Below are 18,016 nucleotides of genomic sequence, written 5' to 3'. Positions count from 1 at the left end.
CTCAAACGGCACTGGCGCCCCCTTCCTGCATTGGCTTTTCAGCCTCGGCTATCAGTACGCTCAGCGGAATTGCTAATGCTTCGGCTATACGGTTAGCAATCAATAGCGTGGGATTACGAGTCCCACGCTCAATGCCGCTTATGTAAGTGCGGTCCAAGCCGCTGCGAAACCCTAGCTCCTCCTGCGAGAGATTTAGGGCGGTTCGTTTATTCTTTAACGCTTTACCAAAAGCGGCAGAGAACAGGGTAGAATTGGGTGTGGCAGTTTCATTCACCCTCAAATGTTCATGCATTGTAGACCATAAGTCTACGGACTATGAGTCACACTTTGAGGTTTTCATAAAAGTTTATTTCGGCTATTAACATATAGAGGATGTGGACTATTAGTCACGTCAGCAGTGAATGGTACACACCTGTGTACTATCTTTACAGACTAAAGATTTTGGCAAAACTTGACGGAAGTCACGACGGGATGGTCACTCAAAAATGGATAAAGGAGTTGCTTACAACAGCAACGTCCAACTACACAGCACTTTCACTTTTCTCAGGCATTGGTGGTCTATGCGCTGGAGTTAAGAAGGCGGGCTTTCGAGTAGTTGGGGCAGTAGAATATGATAAGTATGCCGCTGTCAACTACAGACTCAACTTTCCCGAAATACCTTTATATGACGGTAGCGTAGCGGGTTTCTTGCCCGCTGAAACGCCAGAAGTGTTTGAGCAGCACCGCCAGACTTACGCCAACACTGAAACGCTAGACCTGCTTTTCGGTGGGCCTCCTTGCCAAGGCTACAGCCAAATTGGCCCCCGTGACGTTGCTGACCCACGGAACGAGATGTACTTGGAAATGATACGTTTAGCAACACTATTGCACCCGAAGTTCATACTTATAGAGAACGTGCCCAACATGCTGCTAATGAAAAAGGGCATGTTTAAGGAGCGCATCTTGAACTCCCTAAAAAGTATCGGCTACAGTAACATAGGCCTCAAGGTGTTGAACGCAGTTGACTTCGGCGTTCCGCAGGCTCGGCGTCGTGTTTTCATCTTAGCCACAAAACCAGAAACCCTTTCGCAGAACCTCCAAGAGATTTTCGACGCCACGGCAGAGGCTCTAGTAGAAGCACCCGTGAGCGTGGATGATGCCATTTCGGACTTACCTGAGGAAGTGACAACCAACAACACTGACCCAATCCTGTACCCCAAATGCAGCGCCCCCACATACTTTCAGCGGGAGATGCGCTTGGACACCGACGGCGATATTTTCACAAAAGAAGAGAAAGCCGCCACGTACAAGAAAATTACTGGAAAGGCAGTAAATGGGCAGTCCTTGTACAACCACCACACAAAGGAAATCCAGGCACGGCGCCTAGCTCTTATCAAACTGCTTAAGCCTGGGAAAAAAGCTGACTCACTGCCTAAAGATGTGTGGGACAATGCCCGTCCTGAAAAATGGCGGCGTTTTGATGGCGCACTGCCAGCACATACGCTCTTGGCACAGATGCACCGTGACTTAAGTGAATGGATTCACCCAAAACACGACCGCTTTATAACGGTTCGAGAAGCTATGCGTCTGCAAACCTTCCCTGACAGTTTTGTACTCCAAACCAGCGAATGGCAACAGCTTAAGCAGATAGGCAACGCCGTCCCACCGATGCTGGGCCGAATTCCAGCTTCAGTAATACATGTTGCACTGGCAATGGCCGCAAGTGCTAAGCCAATGCGTATTCAGAAGTCACAAATGAGTTTATTTGATGCGACTATATGAATTAAAACAACAGAGGGAAAATATTTTCCTTCTGTTGTTTTACAAAGCAGTTTAAGTAGAGGGCTGTGCTATTTCAAACTCCTTGTCTACGAAAAATCCATTATTGGGAAATTCTGCTGCTTTACCATAACCAAACCAGGTAAATTCACCGCCCGGCACTACATTAAAAAGCCTCATTAGGTAGGGCTCCGCATTAAAGTCACTATCAGCCTCCCAATCTAAAAACACGCTTTGGACGTGTTCGAAAAAAGCCGCAAATTTGCTGCTGTTTTTAGCCTTGTATGCTTTAAGCAGGTATTCCTTGTTTGCTTCAGATATACTTCCGCCCGGAGCAATTAGAGTCAAAAAATCAAGATAATAAGTCCTGATATTATCCGAATTTTGCATAAGATTTTTGATTATCCGTTTCTCTGTAAGAACATCACTATCAGCATAGAACTCATTTGGTGCATAGCCCAAATGCAGAAATCCCTTATACATTTTATGATGCTGCAACTCATTATCAAGAGCAGACATTAATCTTTTAAAGAAAGGCGTATTGTCCCAAGCAGACATCCCAACACGCAATCTTTTATAGCCTCTACTCTGAACATCTAGATGCAATAGCTCATGCACAAACGATGCCTCTTCGTGATTTGACTTCGCATAAGATATATGAGCAATATTATTTCCATCGACGTTTGAAGACCAATAAGAATCTTTTGACTTAGCGTATTGTATTTTTTTAAAATTCGACTGCACTCTATCATAGAGTGCTTGATTCCTTGGCGTAATTAGCTTGTTGATGTTCATTGGGTTTTGAAATTTGTTTCAGTTCGTTTTTATTTTGTACATTAACTCTGAGGTTAGTTCCAACTTATCGAAACTAACAAATAGTAACTATCAATTTAAAGCCAATTGAGCTTATTGAATTCGAATCAGCGAATATAGCTGGTCGTTTACTATGACTTTAAGCAAGAATTTAACTCGCGTAGCACACCCAAGCAGGTAAGCTGTTGGGAGAGATGCTCGAACTGAACGGACGCGATACGGTCTGAATTTGGCTAGCAGGTTCGAGTTCTAAGCAAACTCCTAAGCTCAGTAGATGAGCGTGAAGCCGAAGCCTTTTTCAACTCTACTCAACTAGTTGGGCCGTTATCAACTCGGGCTTCAATTACTTGCTGCACGGCTGTGGGCACCGCAGAGAGAATGTCCAACCCCGTGGCGGTTTCGATAGCGTCCACGCTGGTACGATAGGTGCCCCATGTAGTGCTGATGCTGTTATCGTTGGGCGTGTCAATGGCGATGACGCGGGTACTGGCGCTAACCCGTGAAGCGTCGTCATTGCCTACCGGCAGAATGACCACCACCTTCCAGCAATGGGCTGGCACACGGATACGACCTTGGTCTAGCGTGGCCAAGAAACCATTGCTACCTGTACCGCCCTGTCCATAGCTGCCGCAAATGACATAAACCTCGTTGCCAGTGGCAAGTTGGTCGCGGCAGTAGTCTTCCAAGTTGGCCCACGTTTGCTGGTTGTTGCGTGGGGCCTGGGGCATCATGTTGCTCATGAAGAACGTGGCCGAGTTATCAGCAACCGTACTGGTGCGGTCGGCCGAGGGGCAGTTGTGACCGCGGTCGAAGCCTGAATTGGTGTAGCTAGTAGCACCAGGGCGGTACCAGCCGGTGGGCAGGTCGGGGTCGGCGCGGAAATCGTCTTGGCGGGCGGCCGAACCTATCCATGATGTACTCAGGTGCCAGCTCACCCAGTTGGGTTTGCCTTGGTCACGGTTGTAGGATACAGCGTACTGTGTCCGATACAGCAGGTAATTGCTAGGTAAAGCAGGGTCGGTAACCGCGCCGCTGGGGTTGCCTAAAGTTAGATGCTCGGGTAACGGCGGGGGAACCGGCAGCACAGTTAGGGCGGGTACCTGCGTGGCAGTATTAGCCCGGATGGCCACGACGAGCGAGGCGGGAGTTAAATAACCCGTTGCAGCCACGTAGGCCAAGGTGTAATCCCCAACAGGCAAATCAGCAAAGGAGTACGCGCCCGATTGCAGGTTGGCAGTGACGGCCGTGCCCCCTCCTACTGGGGTCGCTGTGACGCTAACCAGAGAACCGGCGGGAGAGAATGCCCCCCTTATTTCGCCCTTCTGTACCTGTGGCTGCGGGGCTGGCTCACTGTTTTTGTTACAGCCAGGTGCCCATAAGACGGTACTGGACAGAAAAGCGAAGGCAAGAGCGCGGCGGGGAGAAAGCACAGGGTCGGCGATTAGTTACCTAAAGATAAGCGAACCAATAGCAGACCCTGGCATTACTCGCACTTCTCCACTTTTACTTGTTGAGCTCTTTGGTCTTGCTCACCAGATGGCTTCCCGTGATGGCCATGTAGCCGCCGAGCACCTTGGCATCGGTGCTGCCAATCATTTCCAATATTTCCGGCACCGAGAAGCCTTGCGTGAAGGCGTTGGTGATGAAGCTGCGCCGGCCGCAATGGGCGCTTAGCAGCTTGTACTTGGGTTCGTGGAACGGCACGGCCTCTTTCAACTTGTAGCGATAGTAGTAGACTTCTTCGGTCATGCCGAGTCGTTGGGCCAGCGCCTTGATGCCTTCATTCATGTTCTGTAGAGTCACAATATTCAGGTCGCCATTGTAGCGGTCCATGATGGCCCGGATGCGCTCGTTCATCGGCACTTTGGCATTGCCTCGATTCTTCTGCGTGAGGATGGTGAGCAAGCCGTTTTGCACGACCATCTGCTTGCTGCGAATGATGTCGCTCCAACGGAAGCCAGTGAGGCAGCTGAACAGGAACACGTCGCGATACTTCTGCATCTGCGGTGTCAGGCCGTCAGCGTACCAGAACAGGTCTATTTCATCCTGCGTGAGGTAGATAATCTCCTTTTCCTCATGATACACTTTCCACTTCCGGTAAGCTTGGTGCGGGTGAATGGCATGCTCTACCTCGCTCCACCGCAGGAACGATTTCATTTCCTTGATACGCTTGCCGAAGACGTTGTTATAGCCGCCTCGCTCGTCCAAGAAGTACTTCGCCAGATTGCCGTACATCGCCCCATCCATCTTGTCATAAGTCAATTCTTTACCATACCACGTTTGGAACTCGCCCACTATCCTAACAAACAGCGCCTTGTCTTTCTTGGTTGATGCCGCATCATGCACTGAACCTTGGCCGTAGAGTGTCAGTAATTCTTGGAAGCGGTTCTTCTCGGTGGTTACAATAGTCACCTTACGGCTTGTTCGCGTGACTCGCGGGGTGGGTTCAGGTTCGGGAATTGGTGTGGGCGTGGGAAGGGCCAGTACGGCAGGTGGAGCGGCAACTACGCCATTGAGCACGTCCCTAACCTTTTCTATTGTAGGGTCTTCGCCTTGCAGCAGCAGCTTCCGAGCCGCTGTCATGATAGTCGCCTTCCGTTGGTCGATGATGGCGTTCATCAAGTTACAGTCATCGTGGGACCGCCGCACGGCGCCTGCGTCCTGGTCGAAGTGTTCGGGCAGGACAGTCAAGCCTGTTCGTATCGCGAAGTAGGCGTGTCGGTGGGTATAGCGGACGCTGATGGAACACTCTCTATTGCGTGCCGGTGGTCGTAGATAAGCGCTAGTCTTCATGGAATTATCCTATTTGGTACAACTCGAAGATAGCGCTTATTCTGCTACTTTTCACCCTGAAAATGACCTTTTTAGCACAGCAAATCGTGCTGCTTTTCGTATCGCATTGGAGCAGTCAGAAGGCTAGAAACAACCCCAAATTGGCCTTTTCTCGCATTATCGAGTCCCGTCCAGACCGCAGACGTTTGCTAAAAAGGCCATTTCCAGCACGGAAATGGCCTTTTTTATTATCCAAACGAAAAAGGGTGGCAGTCTACTCTTAGGTTGCGACGTATTTGACCCCTGTGCTGGAGGATATCGCCGTTGGACTTCCCCTCCCCTTTCAGGACCCGCGCCTTGGCCACCACGTCTGCCGCTTTCGTCGGTGCGCCCAGCTTGGCGCCGGCCGCTTTCTTCTTGGCCACCGCCGCCTTGGTATTTTCTGAAATCCTGCGCCGCGATGGTGGCTAACATCGAGACAATCACATCGCCGAACGGCCCGAGCGAATCGAAGTAGGATTCAGTCAATGATTTGTAGTTAACGCCATGGTCGCGCAGTTCCTTCAGGTACTTGAGCGTGGGCAGCGCGCCCTCGCGGCTGAAGCGGTCCAGGCGCCAGAGCACGACCAGGTCGAATTTCTTCTGGTAGGCTTCGAGCAGCTGCTGCTTAAACTGGCTGCGGTCGGACTTGCCGCCCGATACCTCCTCGGTAAACACCTTGTAAATACATGCTGCTCGGCAAAGGCACACAGTTGGTGAACTTAGTTCGGGACCATGATATGTGCCGAGGGCTTGCCCTTATCTGCGTAGCATCGGCAATGTCGGCAGGAAGTAGCATGCGGCCGAAAGCTAGCTGCTAGCATCTGCCCCGTGCGCCACCCAGGCAGTCTGTTTTTAACGCCCATTCTTTTTGAGTAAGCGGGTTTGCAGGGCCTCGCGGTAGCTTTCCGCGAGCGGAATGGTGACCGTGCCCACGGTGACCTGGTGGCGCTCGATTTTGCGAATGGCCTTCAGCGCCACGATGTAGGACTTGTGCACCCGGATGAAGTCCTGGGCCGGCAGGGTGGCCAGCATGTCGGCAATGGTCATGCGGGTACTTACCTGCCGGCCTTGCTCGTGAATGAAGAGCAGATTGGTATCAGATTGGATGTAAAGCACTTGCTCCACGTTGACCCGAATCCAGTCGTAGCCGTCCTTGACGAAAATGCCGGGCGGCCCTTCTCGCGCGGGCAGCCCTTGGGCATACGCCCGGTTGCAGGCCTGCAGAAACCGGCCAAACTCAATGGGCTTGAGCAGGTAATCAAGGGCTTGCAGCGAAAACCCTTCCACGGCGTGCTCGGCGTACGCGGTGGTGAAGACGATGGGCTTTTGCAGGGGCGCCACCAGCCGGGCGAAGTCCAGGCCGCGCAGGTCGGGCATTTCAATGTCCAGAAACACGAGGTCGACGCGCTGGGTGTGCAGGCAAGCCAGTGCCTCGCTGGTGCTCAGGAAGGTGTGGGTGAGCTCCAGAAACGGCACCTTGGCCGCGTAGCGCTGCAGCACTTCCAGCGCGGCGGGCTCATCGTCGATGGCAATGGCGTGCAGCATAAGTTTCTACAGGTCAATGGTTAGGGAAACGGTGAAATCATTGGCAGTTTGCTCGATGTGCAGCTCGTGCCGGCCGGCGTACATCAGGGCCAGCCGTTGGCGGGCGGTGGCAATGCCCGTGCCTGGGCCGGGCCGGCCGGCCGCCGGAGCAATGCTGTTGGCCACCCGCATCCGGAGGCGGCGGTTTTCTACCGTCACCTCCAAGTCGATGTGAGAGGGCTGCGCAAAGCTAATGCCGTACTGGTAGGCGTTTTCGACGAATGGCAGCAGCAGCAGCGGGGCAATGGCGGCGGGCTGGCCGTCCCATTCCAGCTGGGTCGAGACGCGCAGGTCGTCGCGCTGGGGCAGGCGGGCGCGCTGCAGGGCCACGTACTTTTCCAGAAACGAAAACTCGTTCTCAATGGACGTCAGCGGTTGCGTCGACTCCTGCAGGGTGAAGCGCATGATGCCCGCCAGCTGCTGAATCAGGTCGGCCACTGTTTCGTTGTCGACGCGCTGGGCCTCGTTGTAGATGGTGTTCAGGGCGTTGAACAGAAAATGCGGGTTCACCCGGGCCTTGAGCGCGGTCAGCTCGGCCTCCACTTTTTGCTGCAGCAGATGGTCTTGCGCCCGGCGGGCCCGAAACGAATCGGCCACGTAGCCATACGCCACCACCACGGCCAGCAGCACGGCCGTCATCAGCAGGTTCTCGTCGATAAACTCGGGCACGTGGTCGGTCCGCAGCTGCAGCAGCTCAAACAGCCCCCACGCCAGCGCGCACAGCCACGTGCCGTAGCTCCAGCCAGTGTTGCGGCCCAGCGCCCACCGCCGGAACGCCAGCCGGTAGTTGAGGTGGGCCACGGCCCCCAGGCCGGCCAGCAGCAGCCCAATGCCCAGCAGGTACCGGGCCAAACTCCCCACTTCGGGCGCCGCCGCCGCGTTGTGCCACACGCCCACGTACAGCAGCCGGCCCCAGTAGGCGAGCAGGCCGGTGAAGGCAACGGCGAAAAGCAAGGCCGGAGCCAGCCGGATACGAGGCATAACGGGCAAATTAGTTGGTGCGGGTCTTGGCCGCGGGTTTGAGACCTTGCACTTCGCGCTGGCCCAACTCCTCCCGCACGGGCGCGAGCAGCAGGGCGCGGGTGAGGAAATCCATTTCCTCCACGGCCTTCACGTAGTACGTGCGGCCGGGCCGGGCCTCCAGCCGCACGGTCTGGTTGTCGGAGAAATAATCTTTGACCGACTCGATTTTAACCGGCCCCGCCGGCACGTCTAGCTGCAGGTAGCGCTTGGTGGGGAGGCTGCCAGCCTTCTGGTCGTTAATCCTGATGTCGTAGGTGTTGCCGTTAAATTCGCGGAGCCGGTAAATCACCAGGCGCGCCTGGGTGCCCTGGGGTGGTTCGGGAGCCGTGGCCCAGCTGCTCAACAGCAGCCACGCCAGCGCGAGCACAGATGCTTTCATCACTTGGCGGCCTTGGAGTAGTTTTTCGAAAAGTAGTAGCTGCCCTGGAAGTAGAACTGGCTGATGCGGTCCGTAGGCGCCCCAATCAATTGAAACGCCCCCGACTCCCAGGCGTTGGCCTGCCACCCCCGCCGGTAGCCCAGGCGCAACACACTGGAAATGTCGGATTTGCGCTTCTCCCGCTGGGTCAGTTCCAGGTTGATGTCCCAGTACGCGTTGTTTAGTTTCAAGGAAGGAATGTTGCCGGCCTGGCTGTACTGCGTCAGGCTTTGAAACGTAACGGGCTGGTTGGTGCGGTTGTACACCGCGTAGTCGTAGTGCAGCGCGCCCGCGCCCACGTTGAGGTACAGGCGCTGGTTGCGGCCGTTGAGGATGTCGTAGCCTAGCAGCGCGCCCGAGTAGCTGGCGTAGGTGCGCCGGGCCACGAGGGCCGCCTGCTCATCTGGGGGCACAAAATTGAAGCCATACCCAATTTGAAACAGGCCCTTCAGCCGGTGGTAGCGCCCGCCCGCATTCACGTGCACAAACGGGTCGATGGACGCGTCCCGCTCAATGTTGTTCTGGCGAAAAAACGACTGCATGTTGGGCGTGCTGGTGTGGGCCAGCATGAACCCGAGTTCGGTGATGATGCCAAACTTGTAATTGGTTTTCGGCGGGAAAGCCGTGACCTGGGCCGAGTCGACCGTTTGGCTCATAGCCGCCCGGCTCATCAGGAGAAATAAAAACAGGAAGCGCTGCATACAGGATAGGGAGTGAGGAGTGGTTGACGCTTCAAAACAACCGCGGCCCCGCAGCCCCGGCAAAGCCGTGTGGCCAACGCCACAAACTTTGTGGGCAAACCCGCCAGGTTTGTGGTGTCGCGCATCACCGCGGTCAAAGCCGCAGAGCATACTGGCAGCCAACCGTTGTGGAACCCCACTTAGAGGGCTGGGCAAAGCGGAAGAAAACCGGGAATGCTCTCTCGTGCGTTATGCCCTTGCTTCCAAATCGACCATTCAAGTGAACGAACCGGCCGTGGTGCGGCTCCCTACCGGCCCGCTTGGCGGTGGCCCCCACTGAGGGTGATGCCCGCCACCGGCGGCGAGGTGGGGCGCCGGTCGTAGTAACCCGCCCGGGCCGCGGCGATGGCCATGCCCGCTTCGAGCAGAAACGCGCCCGGCGCATAGAATGGCTTCCAACCAGCTGGGACCACGGCATAGGCCACAACCCCGAGCAAGCCCCACGCCCACGCCGCGAGCGTGGCCAGCAGCAACGGGCGGCCCAGGGGCCCGCGGGGCGTGCCGCGGTGGCGCCACCGCAAGCAGCCGTACACCGCCAGCCCAATGGCCACCGGTACCCCGACCCCGGCCACGAAGAAGCGCAGCCCGAGCCACAAAACGTGGCGCGCGTACCCCTGCGCGTAGGCGATTTCCACCGGCCCGCCCAAGCGGTTGCTCACGCGAGTTCCCGCCGCCCGCTGCAGGTACAGCACCAGCAGCAGCAAGGCAATCATGCCGAGCAGAAAGCGGACGCGAAATAGAAATTTCATGCGGGTGCCACGCCAGGGCCACGGGCCCCGCGCTGGGGTGAATATACTTTGCTTTTGCGGGTCTGACCGTTGAAGTGAACGGGCAAAATTCAAGGACAGAAGTCTCGCTGGCCCTTCTTAGCCGTAGACAAAAAATACCGTCTCGCTGCCTTTGCTTTTCGCATAGTGCAGAAAGCTGTTCAGATTGCGCAGGTCCTGCCCAAAAGTATTGTCAAAGCGGTTCATTTTGGAGGCAAAGAAATTCGCAAAGTAGGCGCCTTCATCCGCGAATGTGCCTTCCTTATCCGGCAGCAACCGACTCGGCAAATGCTCGATGGTCGCCAGGTGCGCGAGTAAGGCCTGCACGGTGGCGGTGACCCGCTCAATATTGCCGGCCATGGCCGCGGCGGCGGCGGCCGTCTGCTGCACGAGCCGGTTCCGCTCTGCTTCGTTGTCCTCGTCTTCCAGCCACGCCGCCAGGTCCTCGGGCAATACATACTCTTCCATCTCGTAGAGCGGCGCAATGTCCACGCCCGTCAGTTGCCCAATCTGGTCCAGTTCCGGAAGGCCCACAATGGCGCTCCGCCGGCACATAAAGTGGCAAAAGTTGCGGCTGAGCCGATGGTCATCGGGGTTATAGTGGCCCGCGTCCAAATCCGCCTGGTTATTAGCGCCGAGTAGAATGTCAAGTCCCATAATGCAGGTTGAAGCAACTGCCGTAAACTTAACTATTTTCCATGCCCGCAGCGAGTAGAATTCTCGGCTGGCTTCGAACCCTTTCGCTGAACATACGGGCGGTTATTAAGGAGTGCACCTGCATCTTTGCCAATTCTCGGCGCGGTGCCGGGGTACATGCTATGAAGGCTTTCTGTTTCGCGATTTTTGCCTTGCTCTTGTGCTCGTGCAACCGCATCGAAACCGGGGCCCGCTTATCCCCCAACGAGGTGGCCTTTCTCCGTGGCACGGGGTTGCTGGACAATGGGGAAACCGTCCACCTATTTTATTCCAATTTCACCTTCCGGAAGGCCGGCAGTTTCTTTACAGACCGGCGCATGGCTCACTACTGGCTCGACGGGCGGGACCCCGGTCAGCACCAGCGCGAATACGCCTTTTATCCTGACATCGCCGCGGTGGACCCCGTCTTCAAAGTCCCCGATTTTGACAGCCCCTATTTACAAGTCCGAAAGAAGGACTAGACCACATTTCGGGTGTACATGGGCGGAAGCCCAGCGCAAATGCAACAATTTTATCAGCAAGCCCTCGGCGCCTGGAAGCAACACCGGCATGATGCTCGTTGAACCCAATAGTAGCTGTTTGCTTTTTGACCGTTCGAGTGCACTGCCTTTTTTAAGTTGAAATCGCGGGCGGGCGGCCTTCTTGCCACGGGGCTGTGGCTTGCGGAGGGTTCGGCCAAGTGGTTCAAGAAGGGTGCGGTGCAAAAGCAGGTGCACTTCGTCCGGTGGCCATATCGGCAGAATGCCTGGCACACAGGCCGCGCCCGTTTACGGGCCCACCGGCAGCCAGCCTTGCAGCAGCACCCCATCGCCAACGTTCTCATAGGGAACCAGGAACTGCTGTTTGCCTAGCAGCACAGGCAGGTTGCGGTAGCCCTGAAAATAGCCGCTTATGTACAGGCGGGGGCCGTCTAACGCGAAGGCCCCGAAATCCGCGGCGTGCTCGTTGCCCAAGCGGTGGGCCCAGTCAAAGCGGCTGGTCGCTCCCGCGTCGGTCAGTTGGGCTACGAATAGGTTGCGGTTACCGCTGTTTCGGTTGGAGTTGCGCAGCACCACGCTGTCCAGTGCCAGGCGGGGCAGGGCAAAGATGCCCGCCAGGTACACGCGCCGGCCGCGCACGGCGACGTAGGGCATCCGGGCGTATTCGTCGTGGCCGGTGCCACGCAGGCGCTGCACCCACGCGGTTTGCACAGTGGTGCCGGTCACGACCAGTTTGGCCACGAATAGGTCGCCGGGGACGTCCTGCGCGTCGGCCGGCGGGTGGCCAAACGCGTGGTCGGCATCCGCGCGTCCGGTAACGTAGAGGGCGTTGCCGGCCAGGGCCAGGCCGGCGCCCTGGCCGGCTTCCGTATGGGTCCACCCGATGCGGTACCCGGCGCCTTGACTGCGGAATTGCGTCAGGTGCACGCGGTAGTTGGCGTGCGCGGGCAGCATGCCTTCCCCACGCCAGCCCTGGGGCTCGCTCGGAGAAGGGGTGGGCTGCCAGGTGTTTGTGGCCAGGTACACCCGGCCCCGTTGGGTTGCCAGGGCGACCACCTCGTGGTAGCCGCGGCGCACGTCCCAGGTGTGCTGCCAGCCCGGAAGGGCGCGAGTCCCCGCATCGGTGAGCTTTGCCACGAAGGCACGGCTTGCGCGCGGCAGCCATTGGCTGGTCGCCGGGTCCAGGCGACTCTCCACTTCTTCGGTGGTGCCGGCCACGTAAACAGCCGCGCCGTCGCAGGCCAGGTGGCGGGCCCAGGTGTAGCGGTTGGGGTAGCCCAGCGGTTGCGTCCAGTTGGCAGTGGCGTGGGTGCCGTGGTCAGTTAGGCGGGTCACGAAGACATCGCCGCGACCCGTTGCGCGCACGGGGTGGCCAAAGCCCTGCGACGCTGCGTCAAATTGGCCCAGTACGTACACGATGCTGTCCTGCACAACGAGGGCCGCGGGCGTGCCCTCGTCCCGAAACCGGCTTCCCATTTGCACCAGCCATAGTAGGCGCTGCGTGGTGGGATTCCACTTCGCGACAAAGGCAGTGCTGCCGGTACTGACCGGGCCGCTTTCGGGGTCCCCTTCGCTTTGCTCGTAATGGACCAGCACCCCTACCGCGTAGACGCTACCATTGGCCGCCACGGTCGCGGTCACATGGCCGGGCATTTCCAGCGGGTGAACGTTTTGCCACGCCGGTGCTTGCGCATGCGCGGCCGACCCAGCCAGCAGCATCCAGGGGAGGCAAAAAAAGAACGCACAGTGAAAGCGCCGGCCGGCCGGTGAAATCCCGTAGCGTAAGCAACTGAGTAGCGCCCAGCCGAGGAGGGAAGACAAAGGCTGGTGCACGAGCATAAAACAGGGAGAGCAGCGACGCGTACTATTGGTAGTCAAACGAATATAGCACGCCAAATCTTGCATAGACGGTTCTAACTAGGCCCTCCTTCAACTGAATTACTGCGTTTACTTTGATACCTTTCTTATGAAACGATGAGAACAATGCTAACGGCCCTGCTCCTGTGGCTCACCTCAACCGCTTCAGGCCAACCTTGGCCCCGCAACCCCCAGACCGATAAGGTTGAGTTTCGGACTGTGCTCACCTGGCCTGCTTCAGTCAAAACCGAAAGGCAACGGCAGACACTGGTGCAACGCTGGTACGAAGCCACCCTGAGCACACCCGTCCCCTCCCAAGCTGCGCTGCCCTTGGGAACTGCCACCACCTATGCCAACCTGGATAAGCGGGCAGTACTCCACACCGGCAGCGGGCCTTCGGCGCAATACCTGGTATACGCCGTTTCAATTACCCCCAACCCGAAGGGGGTGGCAGTGGTATTATCCGACTTCAAAACCGGCCGGGGCACGGCAGCGGAGATGCCCTTGGAGGACCATCTGAGCAGCCCAGCAAAAAATGAACAAGCAGCCCTTGCGGTCCTGCGAAAGCAGCTTGCGGTGGCGGTAGCTGGATGGAACTAACCACCGTTTGAATGAACTGGGTATAGGTTGTGGCGTTGCTCGCCTATCTGCCTGGATACCGACTGCGCTTGGTTGTTGCCCATTCGTTACGCATCAAGGCCGCTTATTATTCGGTGTTTTACCAGTTCCTGCGCTTCACGTTTTGGGTCTGCACGCCGGACACGCAGCACGGCCTGCCCGCCTACAATTACTGTGGCTATTTTGCGTTCAGAAGGAACACGGTTCCACCTTCCTTTTTTACCCGATGCGAATCCTTCCTCTCCTGCTGGCCGGCCTTCCCCTGCTGCTCGCCCACCAGGCCCAGGCCCAAACCTCATTCGGCATCGGCCCGCGCGTGGGGCTGAACGTGGCAACCTTTCACTACCCCGAAAAGCCAATAATCGGTACCATCGGCTACCGCCCGGGCTTCGAGGCCGGGCTGGCTGCTAACCTGGGGAGAGGCCACTTTGCGCTGCAAGCGGCCGTGCTTTATTCCCAAAAAGGGTTCACACAGCGCTACACCGCCGATGTCCGCACGGGCAACAACGTCCCTACAAGTACGGCTGACGCGGAGTACCGCAACCGGCTCCATTACCTGACCATCCCCCTCTCCCTGGCTTACACCCAGGGAAGCGACGGGCAAGGGGCCCAGGTCTTTGCCGGCCCCTACCTCGGTGTGCTGCTGGGCGGCCGCTACGAAACCATCTTGACGCCCCGGGATGGCAGTACGCCGCTCACCTTCGGGGGGGCCATCACCCCCATCAGCAGCACCGCCCGCGATTTTGAATACTATGCCCAGCACTTCGACGTTGGCCTGCAGGCGGGCCTGGGCTACCGCTACCAAGGCCTGCTGCTCCAGGTTAATTACAGTCTGGGCCTGCGCTCCCTGGCCAACAGCTATTTGTACAACGGGGTGTCTGGGAGCAATCCGGCCTACTACAACCGGGCGTTCCAGGGCTCCCTCACTTACCTGTTTGGCAAACAGGGGTAACTTGGGCTAAAAGTACCCGGCCGTTAAAAAAATCGTCAGCTGCCACTTGGCGGCGGTCATCACCCTTATCTACTCGCTATGAAACCACGCCTGCTCGCCCTCTACCTCCTCGCCACCGGGCTGCTGCTCAGTACCATGGGCTGCTCTAAAAAAAACGACCCCGAGTCCACCGCCAACACCGCCAGCTATGTAAGCGACGGGCGGCGGGTAAGCTGCACGGCCACCGCGGACCTGTATACCAATGCGGGGACCGATTACCTGACCCTGGACCTGACGACTGCGCCCCAGCTGACGGCCGGCAAGGAAACACTCCGGCTTCTTTACGTCAAAAGCACGTCCGACCCCGCGTCGGCCTACGAGCTTACCCAATTGCAGCAGTTCGATAGCGGCGCTATCATCATCCTGTATGCTGCGGATGCCTACACGCTGACCCCGAACAGCGACGGCACCTTCTCCGGCACCTTCTCCAGTGGCGCCAAGCATCCAAACCCGGGAATCACGGCGCCCACCCTCACCAGCGGCGTCTTCACCAACGTTCGCCCCTAACCACCGCGCCCGGGTCGCGGCCAGCTGGTGCTCGGGCGAGAAGTGCGCCCCTAGGCACTGGAACCCTAAGCGCGAGGGAGTCAAGCCCGCGCCCGGCAACTTCGCCGCCGACACCAACCTGGTACTGGAGCGCTACACCCGGGCCGCGCAGGCCGCCTACCACGCCGCCGAGAAAACGCGCCAAAAGCTGAACAAGGCCCAGGTGAGCGCCGAAATCTGCCGCCGCTACGCCCTGCTCGCCACCGGCCACCGGACCGAATCCAGCTTCAACCGCTACCTGGGCATGACGGAGGAAGAGCTGCTGGCTTTCTTCCGCAAAACGGCCCGTACGGTGAGCAAGAAGTCCAACTCGGACGCGGCCCGAAGGCAGCCAATTCGGTGCTTAATTGCGCTTCCACGAAGATTTCCCTTTATGCTCACCAAGTCCTCCCCCAAACTCCTCATACTGCTTCTGACCCTGCTAATTGGCGGCGGCATCATCGCGGCCAAAACGCCGACTGACAGCAAGCAGTACCTGTATATCAGTATCGTTCAGGTTGATAATGAGCTGATGATTACCAATGAATCGGGAAAGTTTGAATCTGTCTCAGTAAAAGCGACCAAGGAGAAGAATGACTACCATTTTGCACCCCTGTTTGCCAAAATCAATGCCTACGAAGCCCAAGGCTACGAAGTATTTCAGAACAACGTTTTCACGATTGGACAGGGGACCATTCCGCGCAACTACGTCCTGATGCGAAAGGCTAAATAAGCCCGTTCTGTGGCAGAACCTGTGGCACGGGCAGGCTCATTGCCGCTCACCCATGCCCAACGTCACCCACGAAAAATGCGATTCCAGCCAATCAAGACCTATTAATTAATTCAGTTTAAGCCACGACAAGCGAATAGACGTCTCTTCCAGACCGTCAGTTTGCAAGAAAAGGCCATTTCCACCACGGAAATGGCCTTTTTTATTATCAAAACAAAAAGGGTAGTAGGCAACGAGTCTTTCTTCAGCGTTTGGCATGATGGTTTACGTGCATCGGCCAGTGGCTCGAATTCCACCGTTGAGTAAAATCTCCCTCAGGCACTGCAGCGCCACTTTTCCTAGTCCTTCCTTGCAGCTGACTGAAGGACATTTTCCCTGCTGCCCAACGCGGCGGCCTGCTGCACCAATTCGCGGAATTCGGTACGCGTGCCGTCCGCATCCGGCCCGTCGGTCGTGCGCGCCAATTCAGTGGTGCTGGCCCAGGTGGCCGTGCCCGCATAGCGGGAGCCCCGCAGCAGCAAGCCAAACTGGGCCACAGCAGCAGCCCAGCGCAGGTTTTCCGACGCCTGGGCAATGGGCTCGCCCAGCCGGACGCCGCGCACGGGCAGCGTGAGCAGTTGGCTGGGGCTGCCCTGCGGCTCCTGGTAGCGCAGTTTCACGGTGAGCAGCTCGGGACTGGCGGCGGCAGCGCGGGTAGTAGCGGTTGTCTGATACTTCAGAGCATCGATGGAGGCGCTGGCGGTGGCGGGCGCGCCCACCGGCACCACTTCATAGAGGGCTGTGACCTGCTGGCCGGCGCCCAGCTCGCCGGCGTCTTTGTGGTCGTCGTTGAAGTCCTCAGCGGCCAGCAGGCGGTTTTCGTAGCCCAGCAGGCGGTATTCGCGCACCAGCGCGGGGTTGAATTCGACCTGCACTTTCACGTCCTTGGCCAGCGTGAAGAGCGTGCCGCCGAACTGCTGCACCAGCACGCGCCGGGCCTCGCCGAGCTGGTCGATGTAGGCGTAGTTACCGTTGCCTTTGTCGGCCAGCAGCTCCATTTTGCTGTCCTGCAGGTTGCCGGCTCCGAAACCGAGCACCGAGAGGAACACGCCCGACTCCCGCTCCTTGGTAATCAGCCGCTCCATGTCGGCATCGCTCTGCTCGCCCACGTTAAAATCGCCGTCGGTGGCCAGAATAATGTGGTTGTTGCCGCCGGGGCGCTGGTGCTGCCGGGCTAGTTGGTAGGCCAGACGCAGGCCTTCGCCGCCGGCCGTGGACCCACCCGCTTCCAAGGCGTTGAGGGCCCGCAGAATGGTTTCGGGCTCGGCGCCCGAGGTGGGCGGCAGCACCACGCCCGCCGCCCCGGCATACACCACAATGGACACGTAGTCCTGGGGACGCAGCGACTCGCGCACCAGCAGCTGCAACGATTCTTTCAGCAGGGGCAGCTTGTCCGGGTCGTTCATCGAGCCCGACACGTCGAGCAGGAACACCAGGTTGGCCGGTGGCAGGCTTTCGGTGTCCACCTGCTTGCCCTGCACGCCCACCAATACCAGCTGGTGGGCCGGGTTCCAGGGGCAGGCCGCCACTTCGGCGTTCAGCGAGGCCGGGCCGGTGCGCGGCTGGGGGTATTTATAGGGGAAATAATTGACCAGTTCTTCCAGCCGCACGGCGTCGGGCGGGGGCAGTTGGCGGTTCTGGGCCAGGAAGCGGCGCACATTGGCGTAGGAAGCCCGGTCGACATCGATGGCGAAAGTGCTGAGCGGGTTGCGCGCGGCGTCCAGAAACGGGTTTTCGTGGATGACGGCGTAGTTTTCGCGGCTTTCTTGGGTGGTATCGGCTGCTTTGGAGTCGGCCGGTTCAGTTGCGTCCGTTGGCGCGGCCGGCGTTTCGGCCACGGCCACCGCCTCCATCTTTTCGGTCGAATATTGTTGCTGGCAGGCGGGCAATAGCCACGCGCCCACCAGCAGCCCCCACAGAGGGCGCAGGCAGTTGAGCTTCATGAGAAAAGAAAAATAGGGGGATGGAAAGCGGCCTCCGGCGGGCGGCGCCCGTCACACGTCCCGCCGCAAGTCGCGACTTTGCGGAGGACGGGCGGCGGCTGGGGTTTCTTCGCGACGAAAATCCAGCGGCAGCCCGACGGGGCCGGCCGGCCGCCAAGGGCCGGGTCCGGGGGAGGCAAAACACAGGCAGCGCTGCCTGTGCCCTTATATACCGGCAACCG

At 58.1% G+C, this 18,016-nt stretch carries 19 protein-coding genes; 6 read left to right on the top strand and 13 right to left on the bottom strand.

Annotation, left to right across the window (positions count from 1 at the left end):
- Position 1 precedes the first annotated feature (1 nt).
- A complete protein-coding gene (locus tag Q5H92_RS13745; RefSeq protein WP_305012107.1) occupies positions 2-292 on the bottom strand; it encodes a helix-turn-helix domain-containing protein in 291 nt (96 codons plus the stop codon).
- Positions 293-441: 149 nt separating this feature from the next.
- Here Q5H92_RS13745 and Q5H92_RS13740 point away from each other — a divergent pair, with 149 nt between their 5' ends.
- Entirely contained in the window at positions 442-1,761 is a 1,320-nt protein-coding gene (locus tag Q5H92_RS13740; protein WP_305012106.1) for a DNA cytosine methyltransferase, read from the top strand.
- Between the two features lie 51 nt (positions 1,762-1,812).
- On the opposite strand, the gene Q5H92_RS13735 is transcribed toward Q5H92_RS13740, so the two are convergent.
- The 10 genes from Q5H92_RS13735 to Q5H92_RS13690 all read right to left on the bottom strand — a co-directional run bounded on the left by Q5H92_RS13735 (position 1,813) and on the right by Q5H92_RS13690 (position 10,574).
- Positions 1,813-2,553: a hypothetical protein gene (locus Q5H92_RS13735; RefSeq protein ID WP_305012105.1), complete on the bottom strand. Its 741-nt coding sequence runs from the start codon at positions 2,551-2,553 to the stop codon at positions 1,813-1,815.
- Positions 2,554-2,879: 326 nt separating this feature from the next.
- Positions 2,880-3,770: a DNA/RNA non-specific endonuclease gene (locus Q5H92_RS13730; protein WP_305012104.1), complete on the bottom strand. Its 891-nt coding sequence runs from the start codon at positions 3,768-3,770 to the stop codon at positions 2,880-2,882.
- Positions 3,771-4,074: 304 nt separating this feature from the next.
- Complete coding sequence (locus Q5H92_RS13725; protein ID WP_305012103.1) at positions 4,075-5,364, bottom strand: hypothetical protein; 1,290 nt, start codon at positions 5,362-5,364, stop codon at positions 4,075-4,077.
- Positions 5,365-5,520: 156 nt separating this feature from the next.
- The gene (locus Q5H92_RS13720) at positions 5,521-6,093 is read right to left on the bottom strand and encodes a recombinase family protein (RefSeq protein ID WP_305012102.1); all 573 of its coding nucleotides are present in this window, start codon (positions 6,091-6,093) and stop codon (positions 5,521-5,523) included.
- Between the two features lie 144 nt (positions 6,094-6,237).
- Positions 6,238-6,930 (bottom strand): LytR/AlgR family response regulator transcription factor, encoded by a 693-nt coding sequence (locus Q5H92_RS13715; protein ID WP_305012101.1) that lies wholly within the window; start codon positions 6,928-6,930, stop codon positions 6,238-6,240.
- Between the two features lie 6 nt (positions 6,931-6,936).
- On the bottom strand, positions 6,937-7,950 hold the full coding sequence (locus Q5H92_RS13710; protein WP_305012100.1) for a sensor histidine kinase: 1,014 nt from the start codon (positions 7,948-7,950) through the stop codon (positions 6,937-6,939).
- Between the two features lie 10 nt (positions 7,951-7,960).
- Entirely contained in the window at positions 7,961-8,371 is a 411-nt protein-coding gene (locus Q5H92_RS13705) for a DUF2846 domain-containing protein (protein WP_305012099.1), read from the bottom strand.
- Positions 8,371-9,111: a hypothetical protein gene (locus Q5H92_RS13700; RefSeq protein ID WP_305012098.1), complete on the bottom strand. Its 741-nt coding sequence runs from the start codon at positions 9,109-9,111 to the stop codon at positions 8,371-8,373. Before Q5H92_RS13700 ends, Q5H92_RS13705 begins: the two co-directional genes overlap by 1 nt.
- Positions 9,112-9,398: 287 nt before the next feature.
- Positions 9,399-9,899 (bottom strand): hypothetical protein, encoded by a 501-nt coding sequence (locus Q5H92_RS13695; RefSeq protein ID WP_305012097.1) that lies wholly within the window; start codon positions 9,897-9,899, stop codon positions 9,399-9,401.
- Between the two features lie 117 nt (positions 9,900-10,016).
- Complete coding sequence (locus Q5H92_RS13690) at positions 10,017-10,574, bottom strand: hypothetical protein (RefSeq protein WP_305012096.1); 558 nt, start codon at positions 10,572-10,574, stop codon at positions 10,017-10,019.
- A 161-nt stretch (positions 10,575-10,735) separates the two neighbouring features.
- Here Q5H92_RS13690 and Q5H92_RS13685 point away from each other — a divergent pair, with 161 nt between their 5' ends.
- Positions 10,736-11,074, top strand: coding sequence for a hypothetical protein (locus tag Q5H92_RS13685; RefSeq protein WP_305012095.1), 339 nt, complete (start codon positions 10,736-10,738; stop codon positions 11,072-11,074).
- Positions 11,075-11,380: 306 nt separating this feature from the next.
- On the opposite strand, the gene Q5H92_RS13680 is transcribed toward Q5H92_RS13685, so the two are convergent.
- Positions 11,381-12,745, bottom strand: coding sequence for a hypothetical protein (locus Q5H92_RS13680; RefSeq protein ID WP_305012094.1), 1,365 nt, complete (start codon positions 12,743-12,745; stop codon positions 11,381-11,383).
- 534 nt (positions 12,746-13,279) lie between these two features.
- On the opposite strand from Q5H92_RS13680, the gene Q5H92_RS13675 reads away from it, so the two are divergent.
- From Q5H92_RS13675 to Q5H92_RS13660, 4 genes are all read left to right on the top strand, one after another.
- Positions 13,280-13,549 (top strand): hypothetical protein, encoded by a 270-nt coding sequence (locus tag Q5H92_RS13675; RefSeq protein ID WP_305012093.1) that lies wholly within the window; start codon positions 13,280-13,282, stop codon positions 13,547-13,549.
- 244 nt (positions 13,550-13,793) lie between these two features.
- Entirely contained in the window at positions 13,794-14,519 is a 726-nt protein-coding gene (locus tag Q5H92_RS13670) for a porin family protein (RefSeq protein ID WP_305012092.1), read from the top strand.
- Positions 14,520-14,597: 78 nt separating this feature from the next.
- Complete coding sequence (locus tag Q5H92_RS13665) at positions 14,598-15,065, top strand: hypothetical protein (protein WP_305012091.1); 468 nt, start codon at positions 14,598-14,600, stop codon at positions 15,063-15,065.
- Positions 14,989-15,816, top strand: a complete 828-nt coding sequence (locus tag Q5H92_RS13660) for a hypothetical protein (RefSeq protein WP_305012090.1) — start codon at positions 14,989-14,991, stop codon at positions 15,814-15,816. The genes Q5H92_RS13665 and Q5H92_RS13660 overlap by 77 nt, the downstream gene beginning before the upstream one ends.
- Before the next feature lie 335 nt (positions 15,817-16,151).
- Here Q5H92_RS13660 and Q5H92_RS13655 read toward each other — a convergent pair whose 3' ends face one another.
- Positions 16,152-17,795 (bottom strand): vWA domain-containing protein, encoded by a 1,644-nt coding sequence (locus Q5H92_RS13655; RefSeq protein ID WP_305012089.1) that lies wholly within the window; start codon positions 17,793-17,795, stop codon positions 16,152-16,154.
- Positions 17,796-18,016 lie beyond the last annotated feature (221 nt).

The sequence above is a fragment of the Hymenobacter mellowenesis genome (assembly GCF_030581005.1).
In the GTDB taxonomy this organism is placed as follows: Bacteria; Bacteroidota; Bacteroidia; order Cytophagales; family Hymenobacteraceae; genus Hymenobacter; species Hymenobacter mellowenesis.
The sequence above is the reverse complement of the archived record's forward strand: the minus strand, read 5'-3'. Positions and strand labels throughout refer to the sequence as shown.